16 protein-coding genes and 2 tRNA genes are annotated in these 20,084 nt (G+C 68.6%); 10 read left to right on the forward strand and 8 right to left on the reverse strand.

The window, feature by feature from the left end; translation table 11 throughout:
- Positions 1 to 8: 8 nt before the first annotated feature.
- Positions 9 to 1,271 (reverse strand): amidohydrolase, encoded by a 1,263-nt coding sequence (locus GIY23_RS05665; protein WP_154075691.1) that lies wholly within the window; start codon positions 1,269 to 1,271, stop codon positions 9 to 11.
- A gap of 106 nt (positions 1,272 to 1,377) precedes the next feature.
- Between GIY23_RS05665 and GIY23_RS05670 the strand changes: the two genes are divergently transcribed.
- Positions 1,378 to 3,000 (forward strand): ABC-F family ATP-binding cassette domain-containing protein, encoded by a 1,623-nt coding sequence (locus tag GIY23_RS05670; protein WP_154075692.1) that lies wholly within the window; start codon positions 1,378 to 1,380, stop codon positions 2,998 to 3,000.
- A 336-nt stretch (positions 3,001 to 3,336) separates the two neighbouring features.
- Here GIY23_RS05670 and GIY23_RS05675 read toward each other — a convergent pair whose 3' ends face one another.
- On the reverse strand, positions 3,337 to 4,572 hold the full coding sequence (locus GIY23_RS05675; RefSeq protein ID WP_154075693.1) for a PucR family transcriptional regulator: 1,236 nt from the start codon (positions 4,570 to 4,572) through the stop codon (positions 3,337 to 3,339).
- A gap of 280 nt (positions 4,573 to 4,852) precedes the next feature.
- Between GIY23_RS05675 and GIY23_RS05680 the strand changes: the two genes are divergently transcribed.
- The 3 genes from GIY23_RS05680 (at position 4,853) to GIY23_RS05690 (ending at position 9,344) form a co-directional block, all read left to right on the forward strand.
- Positions 4,853 to 7,138: a molybdopterin cofactor-binding domain-containing protein gene (locus GIY23_RS05680; RefSeq protein ID WP_154078641.1), complete on the forward strand. Its 2,286-nt coding sequence runs from the start codon at positions 4,853 to 4,855 to the stop codon at positions 7,136 to 7,138.
- Between the two features lie 13 nt (positions 7,139 to 7,151).
- A complete protein-coding gene (locus tag GIY23_RS05685; protein ID WP_154075694.1) occupies positions 7,152 to 7,628 on the forward strand; it encodes a (2Fe-2S)-binding protein in 477 nt (158 codons plus the stop codon).
- A gap of 414 nt (positions 7,629 to 8,042) precedes the next feature.
- Entirely contained in the window at positions 8,043 to 9,344 is a 1,302-nt protein-coding gene (locus GIY23_RS05690) for an MFS transporter (RefSeq protein WP_154075695.1), read from the forward strand.
- A 4-nt stretch (positions 9,345 to 9,348) separates the two neighbouring features.
- On the opposite strand, the gene GIY23_RS05695 is transcribed toward GIY23_RS05690, so the two are convergent.
- Complete coding sequence (locus tag GIY23_RS05695; protein WP_154075696.1) at positions 9,349 to 9,678, reverse strand: putative quinol monooxygenase; 330 nt, start codon at positions 9,676 to 9,678, stop codon at positions 9,349 to 9,351.
- A gap of 148 nt (positions 9,679 to 9,826) precedes the next feature.
- On the opposite strand from GIY23_RS05695, the gene GIY23_RS05700 reads away from it, so the two are divergent.
- Positions 9,827 to 10,618, forward strand: coding sequence for an SAM-dependent methyltransferase (locus tag GIY23_RS05700; protein ID WP_228717566.1), 792 nt, complete (start codon positions 9,827 to 9,829; stop codon positions 10,616 to 10,618).
- A gap of 207 nt (positions 10,619 to 10,825) precedes the next feature.
- Here GIY23_RS05700 and GIY23_RS05705 read toward each other — a convergent pair whose 3' ends face one another.
- A complete protein-coding gene (locus GIY23_RS05705; protein WP_228717567.1) occupies positions 10,826 to 12,001 on the reverse strand; it encodes a DUF418 domain-containing protein in 1,176 nt (391 codons plus the stop codon).
- Positions 12,002 to 12,186: 185 nt separating this feature from the next.
- Positions 12,187 to 12,765, reverse strand: a complete 579-nt coding sequence (locus GIY23_RS05710; protein WP_154075698.1) for a DinB family protein — start codon at positions 12,763 to 12,765, stop codon at positions 12,187 to 12,189.
- Between the two features lie 328 nt (positions 12,766 to 13,093).
- Here GIY23_RS05710 and GIY23_RS05715 point away from each other — a divergent pair, with 328 nt between their 5' ends.
- Positions 13,094 to 13,579: a GyrI-like domain-containing protein gene (locus GIY23_RS05715; protein ID WP_154075699.1), complete on the forward strand. Its 486-nt coding sequence runs from the start codon at positions 13,094 to 13,096 to the stop codon at positions 13,577 to 13,579.
- A gap of 85 nt (positions 13,580 to 13,664) precedes the next feature.
- Here GIY23_RS05715 and GIY23_RS05720 read toward each other — a convergent pair whose 3' ends face one another.
- Positions 13,665 to 14,201, reverse strand: a complete 537-nt coding sequence (locus tag GIY23_RS05720; RefSeq protein WP_154075700.1) for a small multidrug efflux protein — start codon at positions 14,199 to 14,201, stop codon at positions 13,665 to 13,667.
- Between the two features lie 205 nt (positions 14,202 to 14,406).
- On the opposite strand from GIY23_RS05720, the gene GIY23_RS05725 reads away from it, so the two are divergent.
- Both GIY23_RS05725 and GIY23_RS05730 read left to right on the forward strand, forming a co-directional pair.
- Positions 14,407 to 15,051, forward strand: coding sequence for a TetR/AcrR family transcriptional regulator (locus GIY23_RS05725; protein WP_154075701.1), 645 nt, complete (start codon positions 14,407 to 14,409; stop codon positions 15,049 to 15,051).
- Between the two features lie 199 nt (positions 15,052 to 15,250).
- Positions 15,251 to 15,691 (forward strand): VOC family protein, encoded by a 441-nt coding sequence (locus GIY23_RS05730; RefSeq protein ID WP_154075702.1) that lies wholly within the window; start codon positions 15,251 to 15,253, stop codon positions 15,689 to 15,691.
- A 254-nt stretch (positions 15,692 to 15,945) separates the two neighbouring features.
- Here the strand turns inward: GIY23_RS05730 and GIY23_RS05735 are convergent.
- Positions 15,946 to 16,018, reverse strand: a tRNA-Lys gene (locus GIY23_RS05735).
- 385 nt (positions 16,019 to 16,403) lie between these two features.
- Between GIY23_RS05735 and GIY23_RS05740 the strand changes: the two genes are divergently transcribed.
- Entirely contained in the window at positions 16,404 to 17,525 is a 1,122-nt protein-coding gene (locus tag GIY23_RS05740) for a L,D-transpeptidase (RefSeq protein WP_228717568.1), read from the forward strand.
- Between the two features lie 303 nt (positions 17,526 to 17,828).
- Complete coding sequence (locus tag GIY23_RS05745; RefSeq protein ID WP_154075704.1) at positions 17,829 to 19,910, forward strand: heavy metal translocating P-type ATPase; 2,082 nt, start codon at positions 17,829 to 17,831, stop codon at positions 19,908 to 19,910.
- A 57-nt stretch (positions 19,911 to 19,967) separates the two neighbouring features.
- Here GIY23_RS05745 and GIY23_RS05750 read toward each other — a convergent pair.
- Positions 19,968 to 20,043, reverse strand: a tRNA-His gene (locus tag GIY23_RS05750).
- Positions 20,044 to 20,084 lie beyond the last annotated feature (41 nt).

Genomic DNA, 20,084 nt, shown 5'->3' on the forward strand with positions numbered 1-20,084 from the left:
GAGCCGCCTCAATGGCTGGTGAGCACTCCGGTCGCGGCCACGACCAGCGTGGCGACTCCGGTGTCGATCGTCGGATGCGGAACCGGCGCGAACAACGGTGAATGGTTCGACGGCAGGTCGCTGTCCAACGTCCCCGCTTCGGCCGAAGCGGCGAACCGGTCCGCGTCGGTGCCGCCGACGAACCAGTAGGCGGAGGGGATACCCGCCGCCGAAGCGAACACCCCGAAGTCCTCGCTCCCGGTCACCAACGGGGCTGCGAACACCCGCTGGGCACCGAAATGCTCGCGGAACCGTGCGGTCGCTGCCTCGGTCGTGGACTCGTCGTTGACGGTGGCGGGAAACGTGCCTTCCGCGGTGATTTCCGGTTTCCGGTCCGCCCCGGCAGCGGTGGCCTCGGCGTGCACGATCCTGTGCACGGCGTCGAGAACTCGCCGCCGCACCGTTTCGTCGAACGACCGCACGTCGATGCTGAGCTCGGCCTCGGCCGGAATGATGTTGCTCTTCGTCCCGGCATGCAGCGAACCGACGGTCAGTACGGCCGAGTCCGTGGCGGCGACTTCGCGGGAGACGATGGTCTGCAGGCGTAGCACGGTCGAGGATGCCATCACGACAGGGTCCACAGTGGTCTCCGGGCGCGAACCGTGGCCGCCGTGTCCGAACATTCGCACGCGCAGTGTGTCCGAAGCGGACATGATCAGGCCGCTGCGGGTGAACACCTCGCCTGCGGGCATCGGTCCGACGTGCTGACCGAAGGCGACGTCGGGTGTGCCGAAACGTTCGAAGAGCCCGTCGGCGATCATGCCGGCGGCTCCGTCGCCCAGCTCCTCGGCCGGTTGCAGAACGAACTGCACCGTGCCGCGCCACCGGCCCCGGGAAGCCGCGAGCGCGCGGGCGGCGCCGATCAGCCACGTCACGTGCATGTCGTGTCCACATGCGTGTGCGACCGGAACTTCGTTGCCGCCGGGATCGGTGCCGGTGGCCGTGCTCGCATACTCCAATCCGGTCTGCTCGTGCACGGGCAGCGCGTCCATGTCGGCTCGGAGCAGCACGGTCGGTCCCGCGCCGTTGCGCATCACCCCGACCACTCCTGTCCGGCCCACCCCGGTCGTGACCTCGCATCCCGCCGCGCGCAGGGCTTCCGCGCCGACACGAGCGGTGCGGTGCTCGGCGAAGGACAGCTCGGGGTTCCGGTGTAGATCGACGTAGATCGCTTCGAGTTCGGCGGCAGAGTCGGACACGGACAGCGCACGCGATTCCCCGAGATCGGTCATGGGCGCATTCTCCCGTAGCGGCTGGGCACCCGCAGATGCCGCCGCCGCCTCACGTCTCGCGGAAAGTCGGTTGCTGCGGGAGGGCGTACTGCGAAGAATCGCACCTATGGGGTTTGTGGAGGCGGCGGCGCTGGCCTACCGGCTCGGCGACGGCCGCGAGCTGTTCGAGGACGTGTCGTTCCGGGTGAGTGCGGGCGACGTCGCGGCCCTCGTCGGCGACAACGGTGCGGGAAAGACCACGCTGCTGCGGATGCTCTCCGGCGAGCTGCCCGCCGCCTCGGGCGCCGTGAACGTGCAGGGTGGGCTCGCGGTCATGCCGCAGTTCATCGGCTCCGTCCGCACCGAGACCAGCGTCCGCGACCTGCTGCTGACCGTCGCGCCGTCCGCGCTGCAGCGCGCCGCGAACGAACTCGACGCGGTGGAACTGCGGTTGATGGACACCGACGACGAAGCGACTCAATTCCGCTACGCCGAGGCACTGACCGCCTACGCCGAAACCGGTGGCTACGACGCGGAGGTCGTCTGGGACGCGGTCACGGTGGCCGCGCTCGGCATTTCCTTCGACCGCGCGAAGTTCCGCGACGTCCGCACGCTCTCCGGTGGTGAGCAGAAGCGGCTGGTGCTGGAAGCGCTGCTGCGGGGACGTGAGCAGGTGCTGTTGCTCGACGAACCGGACAACTATCTCGACGTGCCGGGTAAACGGTGGCTCGAGCAACGGCTTGCCGAGTGCGGCAAGGCCGTGCTGCTCGTCAGCCACGATCGGGAGCTGCTCGCGGCGGCCGCCACGCACATCGTCTCCCTCGAAGGGCACACGGCGTGGGTCCACGGTGGAGGGTTCGGCACGTGGCACGAGGCGCGGGCGGCCCGCACAGAACGCATGGCCGAGCTGCGGCGCCGCTGGGAGGACAAGCACGAGCAGCTCAAGGAACTCGTCCGGTCGTTGCAGCGCGCCGCGACGATCAGTGACGAGATGGCTTCCCGGTACCGAGCCGCGCAGACGCGGCTGCGGAAGTTCGAGGAGGCGGGGCAACCGCCGTTGCCGCCGAAGGAACAGGTGTTGCGACCGCGTTTGCTCGGTAGCCGCACCGGCAAGCGTGCGATCACGTGCGAGAGCGTGGAGTTGACGGGATTGATGCACCCGTTCGACCTGGAGGTGTTCTTCGGGGACCGGGTGTGTGCGCTGGGCTCCAACGGTTCCGGCAAGAGCCATTTTCTGCGACTGCTCGACGATCCCGAGTCGGTACGCCACACCGGTTCCTGCCGACTCGGCGCACGCGTGAAGCCGGGCCTGTTCGCCCAGACACACGAGCATCCGGAGTGGCTCGGGCGCTCACCCGTGCAGATCCTCGGGCGAGGAGAAGGCGATCGCGACGGCGTGGACCGCGGTTCCGCGATGGGCGCGCTGAGCCGCTACGGGCTGGCCGCGTCCGGTGACCAGCCGTTCGAGACGCTCTCCGGCGGGCAGCAGGCTCGGTTCCAGGTGCTGCTCTTGGAACTCGCCGGGGCGAGCCTACTGCTGCTCGACGAGCCGACCGACAACCTCGACCTCGTCTCGGCGGAAGCTTTGCAGCAGGCGTTGACGGAGTTCACCGGCACCGTCGTCGCGGTCACCCACGACCGGTGGTTCGCGCGGTCGTTCGACCGCTTCCTGGTGTTCCGCGCGGACGGTGCGGTCACGGAGGAGCCCGAACCGGTCTGGGACGAAGGCCGCGTCCAGCGGACGCGATAGCCCTCGACCCAGCGAGCGCCCCGTGGCAAATTCGCGCGAATTTGCCGCCTCGCCATCCACAGGGAGTGGAGTTATCCACAGGGCTCAGGTGGGGCCGCGTTGGGTGGATGGGGGACCTGTTCCGCGGACGTGTGCCGTGCAGCTACCCGGATGAGCACCTACGACGCCGCGATCCTCGCGTGGCACCACGGTCAGGGCCACGAGCAACCAGACCCACCGCGAGCACCACCCGGCCTTCGAGGGGTGGCAAATTCGCGCGAATTTGCCACCCCGCTGTCCACAGGGAGTGGAGTTATCCACAGGGACATGGCGTTCGGTGCGGGGTGAGGCTGGGGGTCAGTTGAGGGCCTTCGGTGTGGGTGTCTCGACGGCGATGCGGCCTTCGCGGCGCAACACGGACAGGGCCATGAGCAGCTGGGGCCAGTGCTCGACGTCGCCGAGGTCGAGCCCGGTGAGCGACTCGACGCGACGAAGTCGTTTGAGGACCGTGTTGCGGTGGCAGTACAGCAGTTTCGCCGCCCGCAGGGTCGAGCCGAGGGACGTGAGCCACACGGACGTGGTGCCGAGTAGTTCGTCGCGCTCGGCGGCCGGGAGTGCGAGCACCGGGCCCAGCGTCACCGACACCATCCGATCCGCCAGTTCCGGCGAGTTGAGCAGCAGCGCGTCGGGCAGGCAGTCGTCGAGGGCGACCGCCCCCGGCACATCGGCGGGCAGCGTCGCCATCGCCAGGCGTGCCATCCGGTGTCCGGCCGCGACGTCGCCGAGGTTCGTCAGCGACGGCGACACCCCGACTCGCCCGCCGGTGCGCCGACGCAGCATCGCCGCGACCTCGGCCGGGGTGGCGTGCTCGGCGGTGAGGATGCCGACCTGGCAGCCGGTGCGCAGCCGCCACGCGCCGCTCACGCCGTGGTCGGCGAGGAAGCCGTTCAGCCGGTTCGGCGAGAGCGGCTGCGCACTCGACGTTTCCGCGGTGACGACCACGAACGGCCGGTTGCCCTCGAGCCGCAACAGTTGCTCGGCCTCGACCCGGACGGTCTCGGCACGGCCGTCGATGAGCGCGTCGAGGACCGCCATCAGACGCAGGTCCGTGCTGCCCCGCAGTTCCTGCTCGTGGGTCTGGTAACTGCGCGCCATCTCGGCGGCGTACGACTCGGTGACGCGGAAGACCTCGGAGGCCGACCGAACGAGCTCACGGAGCTGCTCGGAGTCGGCGGCGCCGGTGCGTTCGGCGAGGTCGGACCACAGCACGTGTCCGCCGACCTGCCAAGCGTGCAGGACCCAGTCCAGCGGGCAGTGTTGACGCGCACGACGAACGCCCGTGCTGCGAGCGGCTTGCCGCAGGTCGGAAGCCGTGGGCCCGGCACCGTGCAGCGTGGTGAGGATGCTGCTGATGTTGTCCCGGCAGGATCGCCACAGGTCGTCCTTGGTGACCGGTCCGTCCCGATCGTAGGGCTCGCCCCACACCTGGTCCACGAGTTCGTCGGCGAGGCTCGGCAACCTGGTCAGCGAAGTGCGGGCCAGGGACGCGAGCATCCGGTGCTCGTCCCCCGCACGCTCGGTGTCGACGGCCAACGGCTTCGCTCCTTCGCGACGCCCCCAGGCGGATGCGCAGCCTATCCGCCGATGCCGACCTGCGTCGACCACTCGTCTCAGCTCGACTGCTCCGAACGGGTGTGTGATCGGGACAACATGCACATCAACCGGATCCGAGGTGTGGGCGTTTTGGCCTCGATCTTGTCGCTCGTGCTGCTGAGGATGGATGCCTCAGACCCCGACCGGCCGCTCGTCGAGAGGACACCAGGTGCAACAACGTCCCTCACCCCAGGAAGACACCGCCCACGCGCCTCGGCAGATGGGGCGGCGCCGGTTCATGGGCTACTTGCTCGCCGCGCCGACCGTCGCGGCCGCCGCGCAACTCGGGCTCGCCGAGGGCACTCCGGCGTCGGCGGCGGTACCGGAGCCTTCCGACATCTACGACCTCAACGACCTGCTCACGCAGGCCGCGTTGCCCACGTCGAACCTCATCACCGTGCAGGTCCATTCGGACGGAACCGCCTCGTTCGAGATGCCTCGGGTGGAAAGCGGGCAGGGTGTCACCACCATGGCCGCGATGATCATCGCCGAGGAACTCGACCTGCCGGTGGACAAGGTGCGCGTCACGCTCGCCGACGCCCGGCCCGAACTGCTGTTCAACCAGTTCACCGCCGGCTCCAACACCGCGATCTCGATCTTCACCCCGATTCGCGTGGCCGCGTCCATCGCCAAGGGACGGCTGCTGGAGGCGGCCTCTGCTCAGCTCGGCGACGCGGCAGGCACGTTGACCGGCAAGCTCGGCGTGGTCACGTCCGCGACCGGCACCCAGATCCCGTACGGCGAGCTGGCGGAGAAGGCCGCCAGTGACGTCACCAAGCAGGTCGAGGCGGCGCTGAAGCCGGAGTCCGAGTTCGGCGTCATCGGCAAGCCGCACAACCGCATCGACGCGCTCGAGGCTGTGACCGGTCGCAAGAAGTACGCGATGGATCTCGACGTCGAGGGCGCGAAACCGACCATGGTGTGCCGCCCGCCGACGATCAAGGGCACGCCCGACTCGGTGGCGAACCTCGAACAGGTGCGGAACATGCCCGGCGTGACCCACGTCGAGCCGATCGCCACCGGCGTTGCGGTCCGTGCCGAGACGTTCGGGCAGTGCATCGACGCAGTCAACGCGCTCGACGTCTCCTGGAACGGGGGCACCGTCGACGGGGAGTCCGACGAGACGATCCTGGAGAAGGTCCGCGCCGCCGAGATCCCGCTCGCGGTCCCCGACGTGGACCCGCTCGCCGAGACGATCGACAGCGGCTTCACGTTCCACTTCCGCAACAACGCCGCGTTGGAGCCGAACACCGCCGTCGCCGACGTGCGCCAGGACAGCGCCGAGATCTGGTCCTGCTTGCAATCGCCGATCCTGTGTCAGGAGGAGGTCGCCAAGCAGCTCGGGATGTCGGTGAGCGCCGTGACCGTGCACGTCCAACAAGGCGGCGGTGCGTTCGGGCGGCGCATGTTCAACGACGTCGTCCTCGAAGCCGCGGAGATCTCCCAGAAGATCGGCGAACCGGTGAAGCTCATGTGGCACCGGACCGACGAATGCCGCCAGGGCCGCACGCATCCGCCGTGCACCTCCCGGATCCGGGCGAGCATGCTCGGCGACAAGGTGCTCAGTTTCGAGCAGCGGCACACCAGCGTGGCCACCGACTACACGATGGGATTCGGCGAGGCGATCACGTCCCAATCGGCGAAGTTGCCGCCGCTGGGGATCGGGAACGAGGCAGGGTTCTCCATCCCGGTCTTCGAGCTGACCGTCAACGTGCCGTACACGTTCGGTGCGACGACGCAGCTGCTCAACGAGATCATGGAGTACGACACGTTCCCGACGGGCAGCAACCGCAACCTGTTCAACCCCGACGTGCGGACCGCGCAGGAACTCGTCGTCGACCAGATCGCGGCGAAGATGGGCAAGGACCCGTTCGAGTTCCGCACGGAATACATCGACGACGAGCGGTTGCTCGCGGTGCTGGAGAAGGTCGGCGAGGTCGGTGAGTGGGGCCGCGAGATGGCTCCGAACACCGCGCAGGGTGTGGCCGTGCACAAGGAGTACAAGGGAGCGATCGCCACGCTCGTCGAGATCGACTGCACGCCGGAGACGGTGAACCGCCAGATCCGCAACGCCGTCACCGGTCCTCGGGTGACGAAGGTCGTCACGGCCGTCGACACCGGGCTGACCGTCAACCCGCGCGGGCTCGAAGCCCAGATGCAGGGCGGTATCTCCGACGGCATCGCCCAGGCGCTGACGTCGAGCCTGCACCTGAAGGACGGGGTGTTCCTGGAAGGCAGTTGGGACGACTACTTCTACACGCGGCAGTGGAACACGCCGCAGGACATCCAGGTCATCGTCATGCCACCGACGACCGGGAAACCCGGTGGCGCGGGCGAGTTCGGTGTTCCGGCGTCCATGGCGGCGGTCGCCTGCGCGTACGCCCGCGCGACCGGGACCGTGCCGACGAGCTTCCCGATCAACCACGACGCGCTGAGTTTCGAGCCGAAACCGACCGTGCCGCCGCTGCCGCAGTCGCCGACCAACGGCCTCGACTTCGTCTACTGAGGAGCGTATCTCCATGCCTCAACACACTTTCCGTCTCAACGGAGAATCGGTCACTGTGGACATCGAGGACGACGTGCGGCTGCTGTGGGTGCTGCGCGAGGTGCTCGGGGTGAACGGACCGAAGTACGGCTGCGGCATCAACGTCTGCAAGGCGTGCACGAGCCACATCAACGGCAAGGCGTTCAACCCCTGCTCGGTGCCCGTCGGTGAGATCCAGGAGTCCGACGAGGTCACCACGATCGAGGGTCTGCCCGCGACGGTCGGCGCGGACCTGCATCCGATGCAGGAGGCATGGTTGGACTTCGACGTGGCCCAGTGCGGCTACTGCCAGCCTGGCCAGATCATGGCCGCCGTCGCCACCGTCCGGAAGGCCCAGGACGAGGGCCGCGAGATCACCGACGAGGACCTCGACACGATCCGCAACATCTGCCGCTGCGGCACGTACCCGCGCATCCGCCAGGCCATCAGGGACGGTGCGCAGAAGATGTGACAGCGCGTGAGCCTTTGTGGTGGTTATAGGCACCAAAAAGGCTCACGCTACGCACCCAGCCCCCTGCCCCTGCTGCACACCCAGACCCCCGCCCCCCGCTACACACCCAGCCCCCTGCCCCTGCTGCACACCCAGACCTCCGCCCCCGCTACGCACCCAGTCCATCTGCGCGTGCTGCACACCCAGACCTCCGCCCCCGCTACGCACCCAGCCCCCCTGCCCCTGCTGCACACCCAGACCCCCGCCCCCCGCTACGCACCCAGCCCACCTGCGCCTGATGCGCGGATCACACCGTCTCGCTGGGCGGTAACGACGCCTGGTCGCCGACGCTCGCGGTCGTGTCGCCTCGGAAGGTTGATGCACGATGGGCGAGCGGGGCGAGTGCGTGCCCGTGTGCCGAGCGGAGGGAGTGCCGTGGCGGGCGACCGACCGGCGCGATCGGCATGGCTGGTGTGGGGCGTCGCGGTCGCCGTGTACGTCGCCGCGGTCTTCCACCGGGGCAGTCTCGGAGTCGCCGGGCCGCAGGCTCTCGAACGTTTCGGCGTCGGCCCCGCCGCGCTGAGCGCCTTCACCGTCCTGCAGGTCGGTATCTACGCGAGCATGCAGATTCCCGCCGGGCTGCTCGTGGATCGCTTCGGCGCTCGCCGCATCCTGGTGATGTCCGTCCTGCTGCTCGGGCTGGGGCAGACGTTGTTCGCGGTGACCACCGCCTATCCGCTGGCTTTGGTGGCACGCGCCGTGCTCGGTCTCGGGGACGGCCTCACGTGGGTGACGATCCTGCGACTGGTGGCATTGCGGTTCACCACGAGGCAGTACGCGCTCGTCGCCACGGTCTCGGCCGCGCTCGGCGGGCTCGGCGGTGTGGCGGCGACGTTCCCGCTCGCCGCCGTGCTCGTCAGCATCGGGTGGACCGGTGCGTACGCACTCCTCGGCGGCCTTACCCTCGCGTACGCGGTGGTCGTCGGTCTCGCGGTGCACGAGCCCGGAACGCATCAGGATTCCCGGGTACGAAGCGGCGCCAGCATGTTCCACAACGTGGGCACGGCGTGGCGCGTGCCGGGTACGAGACTCGCGTTCTGGGCCCACTTCTCCACGATGTTCGTGAGCGTGGCGCTGGCGCTGCTGTGGGGTTTCCCGTACCTCGTCGAGGGGTTGGGCGTGGCGCCGGGGCTTGCGGGGGTCGTGCTCAGCACGCTGATCCTCGGACAGGTCGTCGGTGGGCCGATCGTCGGCACGGTGATCAGCCGGTTCCCGATCGCGCGGATGCCGATCGTGTTCGGCTACCTGGTGGCGGCCCTCGCGGCGTGGTCCGTGCTGCTCGGGTGGCCCGGCGTACCGCCGCTGGCGTACGCCGTCACGGCTTTCGCGATCTTCTCGCTCGGGGGTCCGATCTCCGCGATCGCCTTCGCGATCGCCCGCGACTACAACCCGATCCACCAGGTCGGGGTCGCCTCGGGCGTCGCGAACACCGGCGGGCACTCGGCGACCGCGCTCTCGGCGCTGGCGGTGGGTCTGCTGTTACAGCTGACCTCGACTCTGCCCGCCGCTGAGTCCTATCGGATCGCGATGCTCGTGTTCGTCGCCATGTTGCTCTTCGGCGGATTCCGCACGCTCGTGTGGTGGCGCCGGGTGCGTCGTGAGGTGTTCGCCGCGCAGGACCGGGGCGAGCAGGTGCCGGTGGTCCTGCGCAGGCGAACCGTTCGCGAGTCCGGGTAGGCGCTCAGTTCGCGGGAGCCATCTCACCCATTTCGCCGAATCCGGTCTGCTCCGGGTCTTGGATGTTGATGATCTGCGGCGTCGTCGCGAGATACTGCGGGATCCACGACATCGCTTTGCCGAAGTGGTCCGAGTTCACGTGCTGCTCGCCGGCCTCGGGGGAGGCGAACCCCTCCACCAGCACGTACTGGTTCGCGTCGTCGACGCTGCGGGACCAGTCGAAGAACAGGTTGCCCGGCTCGGAGCGGGTGGCCTGGGTAAACTCGTCGACCAGGCTGATCCACCGGTCGCTGTGCTCGGGCTTGATCGTGAACTTGACGACGATGAGGATCATGCGTGTTCCCTTCTGTGGCGGGCTCCGACACCCGCATTCTCGTGGCCGCCGCATCTCGTGTCTCGCCGAGGGGTTTCAGACAGGGGGCAGCGGCCGCGCAGCGCGGTACAGTGCCGGGACAAGATCGTGTGGACGAGGGGTGGTTGTGGTGGACAAGTCCGATCTGGACAAGCCGAGTCCGGCGCGGATGTACGACTACTACCTGGGCGGGGCGACGAACTTCGCCGTCGACCGGGAGGCCGCCGAACGCGCGTTGGAAGCGATGCCGTTCACCAGGGTCGGGGCGCGGACGAACCGGGCTTGGCTGGGCCGGGCCGTGCGGTATCTGGCCGGGCAGGGGATCCGGCAGTTCCTCGACCTGGGGTCGGGGTGTCCGACGGTCGGCAACGTGCACCAGGTCGCGCAGGAGGCCGCTGACGGGTGCCGAGTGCTCTACGTGGACAACGACGATGTCGCCGTCGCGCACGCCGAACGCATCCTCGACAGTGAACTCGGGGCGGATCGCGGCTCGGCCGCCGTGTGTTTCGACATGCGCGAGGTCGACGAAGTGTTGCGTGCGGCCTCGCTGTCTCTCGACCTCAGCCTGCCGGTCGCGGTGCTCGCGTCGGCGGTGCTGCATTTCGTCCCGGACGAGGACGACCCGGCGGGGATTCTCGCGAAGTATTGTGCGCCGCTGGTGCCGGGCAGTTTCCTGGCGATCTCGCACATGAGCCCCATCGGACGACCCACCGACGAGATGAGCGGCTTCACACAGGCCTACGAGAAGGCGAGCCTGCCGCTGAGCCTGCGGGATCACGACGAGGTGGCCGAGTTGCTCGTCGGCTACGACCTGGTCGAACCGGGACTCGTGCGAGTGCCCCTGTGGTGCCCGGACTCGCCTACCGAACCGGCGGACGCGGAGTTCCCCGGCTTCGCCGCACTGGCCCGCATCCACGGCTGAGTCGCCGCGATGGAGTCCGAGGCCCGCTCCGTTGTGAGACTGGCGTGAACGGACTCGGAAAAGGGCGCGATGATCGGTGAGAACGAACCGTCGCACCCGCTCGAGGCGGAGTACCGGGCGCGCGACGCGTTGCTGCGAGCATGCTGTGGACCAGCTTGTGCAGCTCCGCTGGGGTGGTCCGGTGCGATCCGGCGGCGGTCGAAGTGTTTACGCCTTGCGGTACACCAGCGCCCGCATCAGGGCATCCACCGGACCGCTGCGACCCGTACGGTCCATCCACGCTGCGAGGGCCAGTGTGAGCAGCCACGAACCGAGTCCCACCGCGAGCGCTCCGAGGCTGTCGACGTGCGCGCCGACTCCGAGCAGATCGGGGTGCAGCACGACGGCGACCGTCACGGAGTTGAGCAGGTAAAAGGTCAACGACCGTTGTCCGACCGCGGCGACCGCACGGGTGAGCGCACCGCGGTGTCGGTCCAGCCGTAAAGCGAGCAGCGCGAAGCCCGCCGCGTACCCCGCACCGCCCAAGACTCCGGTGAGTACTTGCAGGGACAGCAGGAGGCCGGTCGGCACGACCGCGAGCTGCACCGCCCCGATCCCGATCAGGGCCGCGGGAACCGCTCCCAGCACGGAGATCGCCACACCGCCCACGGCGATCCGGCCCAGCAGCCCGCGGTGCGCGGCCGGGTCGTCGAGCAGACCGTGGCGGCCCGCGAGGAAGCCGATGACCACCAGCAGGAGCAACGGGTAGGCCACCGCCAGAACCAACGGAAGAAACGGCAGGGCGGCCAGTCTCCCGAGCCAGTCCGTGAGCGTGGTGTAGCCCGCCGGTTCGGCGGCGACTCCTTCGCCGAACGCGGTCGCGGCAGCGGTACCGAGCATGGCGATGCTGCAGGTGAGCGCATACAGAATCGTCAGCAGCACGATCGTGCGCTTGAGCGTGCGGTCCGGCCGGAACAGCAACCATCCGATCACGAGCCCGGCCAGTCCGTACGAGGTGAGGATCTCTCCCTGATACACCAGGAAGGCGTGCACGGCGCCGAACAGCAGCAACAGCAGACTGCGACGGCGCAGCAGACGGCGCATCTCAGGCTCGTCGGTGCCCGCCCTGCGCTGCCGGGCGATCATCCACGACATGCCGTAGCCGAACAAGATCGCGAACATCGGAAAGGCACGGTTGTCCAGCAGGAGAACCGTCAGAAATCGGGCCACGGTGTCCGGTGGTGCCTGCTCCGGTGTCGGGGTGCCGAAGACGATGCCGGAATACACCCCGGAGTAGGCCATCGCGATGAGCAGCAGCATGACGCCGCGAGCCAGGTCGGGGGCGAGCTTGCGCTGCGCCGCAGGTGTGGCTCCGCGCGGCCGGTCCTGCGCCATGGCGTTCATGCTTCGTTCCTTCCTCCAGTTTACCGCGTGAGCCTTTTCGGTGGTCATGGCAACCAAAAAGACTCACGCCCGTGCTACGCCGGGCGGCATTGGTCGAAGGGTGTCCACAGGGGACGCAGCGCATCCGGGTGTGCGTCGGCGTCCAGGATCTCGCGGTGGCGTCAGGGTGCGAGACTTCGAATTCCTCAAGCTGTGCGCCAGGTGTAGAGGTCGCGTAGCAGGGCGATCTCGGCGCCGTGGTGGAGGACCTCGCGGTGAATGTGGAGCACGAGCGCCGCAGTCGACCAGTCCGCGAACGGTCCTTCCGCCGGGCCGCACGGCTCGACCAGCCCGTCTTGCCCGAGTCCGGCGACACCGGCCATCCAGCGGGCGTAACCGGCGTCGAGCTGGTCGAGTGCCTCGGCGGCCGTGGGCGCGTAGGTGTGGCTCTGGTGGTCCATCGCCGGGCCGTCGAAGTGCGCGGCGTTCCGCGCGCCGAACACGCCTGCGACCAGGTGCCCGAGGCGCCAGGCGATGGTCGTCACCGGTGCGGGTGACGGTTCGGGGATCGCGAAATCGATCGTGTGAGTGCCGGCCCCGACAGCGATCGGGGCGGTGCTCTCCCCACGCGGGCGGACGTTCCAGCAGCCGGGTACCGGCTCCCAGAAGTACTCCGCGTCGGTCAGTCCGGTCAGACGCGGACGGAATTGGTTGGCCCAGTGCCACTCGAGCTGGCTGCGCAACTCCTCGTTCCAATCGAGGCGTGCATTCGTCGTCGTGTCCATGACCGCAGACTGTAGACGCAGATGCGGACCGAGTAGGTCCGCGATTTCTGCCATGCTGGTCTTCGTGGTCGAGCACCTCGCGGTGCTCGACATCCCGTTCACCCCGTTGCACCCACCGCAGCTCGCCGAGCGCTGCGCCGAACTGGCCGACCGCCTCGGGCGTGCGGCGGCGCGGACGGAAGCGTGGCGGGTCCACGATGCGGAACGACCAGCCTCATCGGACACATCGTTGGTCGATCGAACGGATGTTGCCGCTGTCCCTGTGTGTGGGGGCGATGAGTTTTCGAGTCGCCGTCGGTCTATCCGAGAATCGACACGAGGAGGATCCATGACCAGTAATCCCACTGACTCGCAGGCCGCGCCGACGCTCGTCACCCTGCCCGAGGTGACGACAGCCGTTGTGCGCGGGTCACTGCCGGTGAGCGACTTGCCCGGCTTCTTCGACAGCGCGTTCGGCACGCTGGTGGAGACGGTCTCCGCGCAGCAGATCGGCATCGTAGGCGCGGCGTTCGCCCTGCACCACCGGCCGCCCACGGACACGGCGGATCTGGAGGTCGGATTCCCCACCGATCGCGCCGTCCGTCCCGAGGACGGCGTCGTGTCCAGTGGATTGCCCGCCGGCCGCGTTGCTCGGATGGTGCACGCGGGTGCCTACGACGGCCTCCCCGGCGCGTGGCACCGGCTCCAGACCTGGATCGAAGAGCAGGGTCTGACGCCGACCGCGCCCGTGTGGGAGGTCTATGTGACCGAACCGCGGCCGGACATGGATCCTCGCGACCTGCGAACCGAGCTGCACTGGCCGCTCGCGGACTGACCACCACACGGTTGCGCGGACCAGGTCGCGTCGTGGGCGCTGAGGTTGTGCCTCAGCGCCCACCTGCCAGATCCGGGCGAGTTCGTCAGCCGGTGATCGCGGCGAGGATTCCGGTCGCGGCCGCGACGACGAGGCCGGTCCACAGGACGATAGCGACCGCCTGCCAGAGAAGAACCCAGCCTTTGCCGACACCCGCGGCGACGAGCGTGGCGGCAGTGAGTTGGGTGGGGAGCGCGATGGGCGCGAGGAGGCTCGCTCCTGGCACTCCGAACCGGACGACCCAACCGCGGACTCGCTGCCGACGCTTCGCGGTCTTCGGGGGGTCGTCGTCCCTCTCGTCGGTGATCACCGGGGTGGTCGAGTCCGCCGCTTCGACGGACGGACGGTGTGCGGCGGCTCGGACGCGCGAGCTCAGCAGTATGACGAGCACCACGCTGGCGAGGTTGCCCGTGACACCCGCCAGCCCAGCGACGAGGGGGTTGAGACCTGCGATGACGCCGAAGGCCGCCGACCCCTCTCCCTCGATGTAGGGGACGGTGCCCGCTGCGGCCACGAGTATCGGCTGCAGGAGGTCGGGCACGCCCGCGACGAAATCGTGGAATCCCTCGTACGGAGTGGACATAGGAGGCTCGTTTCCTGGAGGAAGTCGTTGCTTGACGGTGGCGAGGGCGCCGTCTCGCCTGGCGGGTGTTCCCTCGGTTCCCACGGAGGTAGTGCGGTTCGAGTACTAGTACGCTGTGCCATAGCGCTCAACGAGAGGCTAGCACACTGTGCTAGCACAGTGTGCTATCAAACCTGATCAAGCACGACACCGATGGGGAGTAGCTATGGCCGCAACGCGTGAACGGATCATCCACGCCGCGAGCGAGGTCCTCACGGAGGAACCGAACGCGCTTCCCAGCGTGCGCACGGTCGCCTCTCGCGCCGGTGTCGGAGCGAGCACGTTGCGCTATTACTTCCCGACCCAGCGCGAGCTTCTCGACGCGGTGCTCCAGCAGACCTTCGCGCAACGATTTCCCGACGGCGGCATCCGCGACGTGGCGGTCCCCGCGGCGGTCCGTCTCCGCAATTGCCTCGAGGGACTGCTGGCCCCCGTCGGGCGCGGTGAGCAGGCGCGCGAGGTGATGCGCGGCATCATGCGCACCTTCCTCGATCCGGCGCACGGGCAGGACGCGGCAGCAGCGATGGCGCGGATCAACGAGGCCGCCGGAGCGCGTGTCGTGTCGTGGCTCGAGGTTCTCGAAGAGCAGGGTGAGCTGCCACACGGTGACAATCGCCGAAGGGCGAACGTCCTGCTCACGGTGATCGACGGACTCTCGCTCGGACGGTCACTGCACGGCGGAGAACTCACGCCGGAGCAGGAATCCGCAGTGCTCGACGACATAGTCGGGGCCGTGCTCGGTGGGCAGCCGCAGGCCCAGGCCGGGAGCAGCGCGAGTGCTCACGTGTGTCCAGACGGTGGGCGTAGCTAACTGGTCCACGTTGGCAAGCGGGCCGAAATGCGCAAGATCGGCGACGTGGTGATCCGCAGCCTACGCTGTCCTCGATGACCTGCTGGTACAGCCTGGACGTCCGGAAGGCTGACAGGTTGGGAATTCAGGTGTGTCGGGAATGCTTCGCGCAGCATCGTTCGCTCAACAACCGTAGACGCGCTCTGGAGGGATGGCAGCCATGTCCTACATCAGGCAGTTCGACCACGTCGGATTCACAGTCGCGGACCTCGACTCGGTGATGGCATTTTTCGTCGGACTGGGGCTCGAGGTCGAGGGACGCACATTCGTGGAGGGCGAATTCATCGACACGGTCATCGGCATCCCGGACTCGAAGTCGGAGATCGTCATGTTGCGCCCGCCCGGCGGAGGAACCGGGATCGAGCTCGCGAGCTTCGTCAGGCCCGACCACGAGCCCGGGTCGCCCACCGCGATGGCCACCGAGCTGGGGATGCGCAACGTGTGTTTCGAGGTCGGTGACCTTCAGTCGGCCGTCGACGGCCTGGTTGCGGACGGGTACGGGCTGGTCGGGGGTATCGGCCAGTACGAGAACACCTGGCGCATGGCCCACGTGCGCGGACCGGAGGGAATCGTCGTCTCGCTGACCGAGCGGATCGCCTGACCGCGGGTCAGGCCACCGCCGCGTCCAGGGCACCGTGGCTGTCGCACATCGGTGGAGGGCTGCGCGCGGTTCGCTCACACGATCGCCGATCAGTCGGGTTCGCGCCCTTTACTGACCAGGGTGTCTACAGGGGACGGACGGTGCTCGATGGAGCCACGGCCGACGCACTCGACACGTGGATACGGAGTTCGGGACGAGTGTGGAGGAGAGCGCCCCGAAGAAAGAAAACCCCAGGCCGTCGACCTGGGGTGATGTGCGCCAACAGGGACTCGAACCCCGAACCCACTGATTAAGAGTCAGTTGCTCTACCACTTGAGCTATTGGCGCTAACCTGTCCTCCAGGGATTCCGATGGCCGGTCCACATAGCCCTGTTCCAGTTTCGGGGTGTTTCCCGGGGTCTCCCTGGCGACGTGCGAAACGTTAGCACAGCGTCCGCGGCGGCCCTGTCGGCGGGGTCGCTTCCGAGGAACGAGCTGCTGGGGAAGACAGTTGCACCGGGCAACCTCAGCGGTGTGTCGCACGTCTACGGGAGAACAGGTGTCAACGGCTCACAGTTCGTGTACATCTGGATTTATGCACACTCGGTCGGGGCCTTACTGCGCTCCGTGCCGGAGCATGGCGGATCGACGGGAAACGGACTGTGGCGCGATGAAGGTGCTGCGTAACTCTTCCAGGCGGGGTCGGACTACTCGTTGGTCCGCGCTCTGGCTGGTGGCGGGTGTGATGCTGGTCGCCGGGTGTGGCGGCGGGCCCACAGGAGAGGGCGCGGGCCCTGAGGCGCCGCCGCCCCGGGTGGAGTTCAGTCAGCCGGACGGGGCGCAGGGTGTCCCCCCGACAGCGCCCGTCAACGCCACGGTCTCCAACGGCACGATCACCGAGGCCGTGATGGTCAACGACGACGGAAAGCAGGTCGACGGGGCGATCGCCGAGGACGGACTCAGCTGGACTGCCGGCGAACCTCTGGGCTACGGCAAGGAGTACACGCTGACCGTCACCGCCGACGGCGGGAACGGTCCGGTGACCCAGCAGCGTGCGTTCACGACGGTGCAGCCCGACGCGCAGACTTACGTGTCGATGAACCCGCTCGACGGTCAGACCGTCGGGGTCGGTCAGCCGTTGGCGTTCTACTTCAGCGCCGACGCGCCCGCTCCGGACAAGGCGAAGGCCGAGGAGGCCATCAAGATCCACACCGAGCCGGCGGTGGACGGCGAGTTCTACTGGTTCGACGACCGCGAGGTGCACTGGCGCCCCCGCGAGTTCTGGCAGCCCGGTACGGAGATCACGATCAACGCGCAGGTCTACGGCAAGGACCTCGGTAACGGCGTGTGGGGCCAGGAGGACCGCTCGGCGACGGTCACGATCGGCGACTCGGTGATCCTGCGTGCCGACGGCGCGAGCCACCAGATGAGTGTCGAGGTCAACGGGCAGGTGCAGCGCACCATCCCGGTGTCGCTGGGCAAGCCGGAGTTCCCGTCGAACAACGGGACACACGTCGTCACCGAGCATCACGCGACCAAGCTGATGGACTCGTCCACCTACGGTCTGCCCGTCGAGCAGGGCGGATACATGACCGAGGTGGACTGGGCCGTGCGGATCTCGAACGGCGGGGAGTTCCTGCACGCCGCGCCGTGGTCCGTGGCCGACCAGGGGCGCCGCAACGTCAGCCACGGGTGCATCAACATGAGCGACGCCGATGCCAAGTGGGTCTACGATTTGCTCAAGAAGGGCGACGTCGTCGAGATCACGAACTCGGGCGGTCCGGACCTGAGGTCGTGGGACGGGTTCGGTGACTGGCAGGTCCCGTGGGAGGAATGGGTGCAGGGCAACCGGTAAGCGGAGAGCGTGATGGTTCCGTCGTGGAACCTCACCTCGAGGCCGGCTGCGGGATGGTCGACATCGAGTAGCGCCCACGCCACGTCGACGCTGTCCTCGCCGGCCACACGGTAAGAACCCGCGGGTGGTTGGTCCGCGTAAGCAGCGGAAACACTGTCGGCGCACCCTCTCGACGCCTCACTCGCGCGCGGCCTCTGACCCGGACACTCGGCACGACGAAGGGCTCACCCCAACCAGGGTGAGCCCCTTTGCGCTCCGAGCGCTCGACCTGACGTATACCCCTAGGGGGTATACAGTCGAGTCATGGACACAGGACACGAGCACGAGGGCACGACGTCGCCATCCGACGCCGAGGCCCACTCGGGCAACGGCGGGACGGGTCACGACCACTCGGAGCATGGTGGGCACGGCGACCACGTGGCGCAGTTTCGGCGGCTGTTCTGGATCATGCTGGTGCTCGCCGTGCCGGTGGTGGCGTTCAACGACATGTTCGCCATGCTCGTCGGGTACGGCCTGCCCGACGCGGCGTGGGTGTCGTGGGTGTCTCCGGTGCTCGGCACCGTCATCTACCTGTGGGGTGGTCGTCCGTTCCTGAGCGGCGGGCTCGGCGAGATCCGGTCGCGTCAGCCGGGCATGATGCTGCTGATCGGGCTGGCCATCACCGTCGCCTTCGTGTCCTCGTGGGCGGCGAGCCTGGGGCTCGTGGACCGTCAGCTGAACTTCTGGTGGGAACTCGCGCTCCTGGTCGTCATCATGCTGCTCGGTCACTGGATCGAGATGCGCTCCCTGGCGCGCACCACCTCCGCGCTGGACTCGCTGGCGGCGCTGCTGCCCGACGAGGCCGAGCGGATCGAAGGCGACGAGGTCGTCACCGTCGCGCCCACCGAGCTGGCACTCGGCGACCTCGTGCTCGTCCGCCCCGGAGCCTCGGTGCCCGCCGACGGCCGGATCGTGGACGGGTCGGCGCACCTGGACGAGTCAATGGTCACCGGCGAGTCGCGTCCGGTCCGGCGCGAGATCGGCGAGCAGGTCGTCGCAGGCACGGTCGCAACCGACTCCGCCCTGCGGGTGGAGGTCACCGCGACCGGTGAGCAGACCGCGCTGGCCGGAATCCAGCGTCTCGTCACCGACGCGCAGAACTCGTCGTCCCGCGCCCAGCGACTCGCCGACACCGCCGCGGCGTGGCTGTTCTGGTTCGCGCTGAGCGCGGCGCTGATCACCGCCGTGGTCTGGAGCCTGCTGCAAGCACCCGACTCCGCGGTGGTGCGCACCATCACCGTGCTGGTGATCGCCTGCCCGCACGCTCTGGGGCTGGCGATCCCGCTCGTCGTCTCCATCGCCACCGAACGTGCGGCCCGGGGTGGTGTGCTCGTCAAGGACCGGCTCGCGCTGGAGAGCATGCGCACCGTGGAGACCGTGCTGTTCGACAAGACCGGCACCCTGACGAGGGGTGAACCCGGCGTCACCAAGGTGGAGCCGGTCGCCGGGCGCACGGCCGACGAGGTGCTGGCGTTGGCCGCCGCCGCCGAGGCCGACAGCGAACACCCGTTGGCCACGGCGATCGTCGCGGCGGCGCGGGACCTCTCCGTCTCGCGGGCCGACGACTTCACGTCCTCGCCGGCGGTAGGCGTCAGTGCCACCGTCGACGGCGTCCGGGTCCGCGTCGGTGGCCCGTACCTGCTCGAGGAACACGGCCTCGACGAACTGCCGGTCGCCCAGCCGTGGCGTGCCGAGGGCGCGATCATCCTGCACGTGCTCGCCGACGGTGAGGTCATCGGGGCGCTGCGGCTCGCCGACGAGGTCCGCCCCGAGTCCCACGAAGCGGTCGAGGCACTGCACACTCTCGGTATCCAGGTGGTGATGATCACCGGCGACGCCCGTGCCGTCGCCGACTCGGTCGCCGGCGAGCTCGGGATCGATCGTGTCTTCGCCGGGGTCCGGCCCGAGGACAAGTCCGCGAAGGTCGCCGACCTGCAAGCCGAGGGACACAAGGTCGCGATGGTCGGCGACGGCGTCAACGACGCCCCTGCGCTCGCCCGCGCCGATGTCGGCGTGGCGATCGGGGCGGGCACCGACGTGGCCGTCTCCTCGGCAGGGGTCATCCTCGCCGGTTCCGACCCCCGCTCGATCCTGTCGGTGATCGAGTTGTCCCGTGCGGGCTACGGCAAGATGAAGCAGAACCTGTGGTGGGCCGCCGGGTACAACCTCGTGTCGGTGCCGCTGGCCGCCGGCGTCCTGGCCGGTGTCGGGTTCGTGCTCCCGATGTCGGTCGGGGCGATCCTCATGTCGGCCTCGACCGTCGTCGTCGCCCTCAACGCCCAGCTGCTCCGGCGTCTCGACCTCACGCCCGAGGCGAGCACGCGGGCCGTCCTCGGCAGGGCATGACCAGAACCACAGCGGAAAGAGCAGGGCCCCGAACCGAAGTTCGGGGCCCTGCTCTTCTGGGGTGAGTGACGGGATTCGAACCCGCGACTTCCTGGACCACAACCAGGTGCTCTACCTACTGAGCTACACCCACCACGGTCCGAGTCGGCCTCGTTCGAGGTGACCCGGAGCGAC

It is taken from the genome of Allosaccharopolyspora coralli, assembly GCF_009664835.1.
GTDB classification, from domain to species: domain Bacteria; phylum Actinomycetota; class Actinomycetes; order Mycobacteriales; family Pseudonocardiaceae; genus Allosaccharopolyspora; species Allosaccharopolyspora coralli.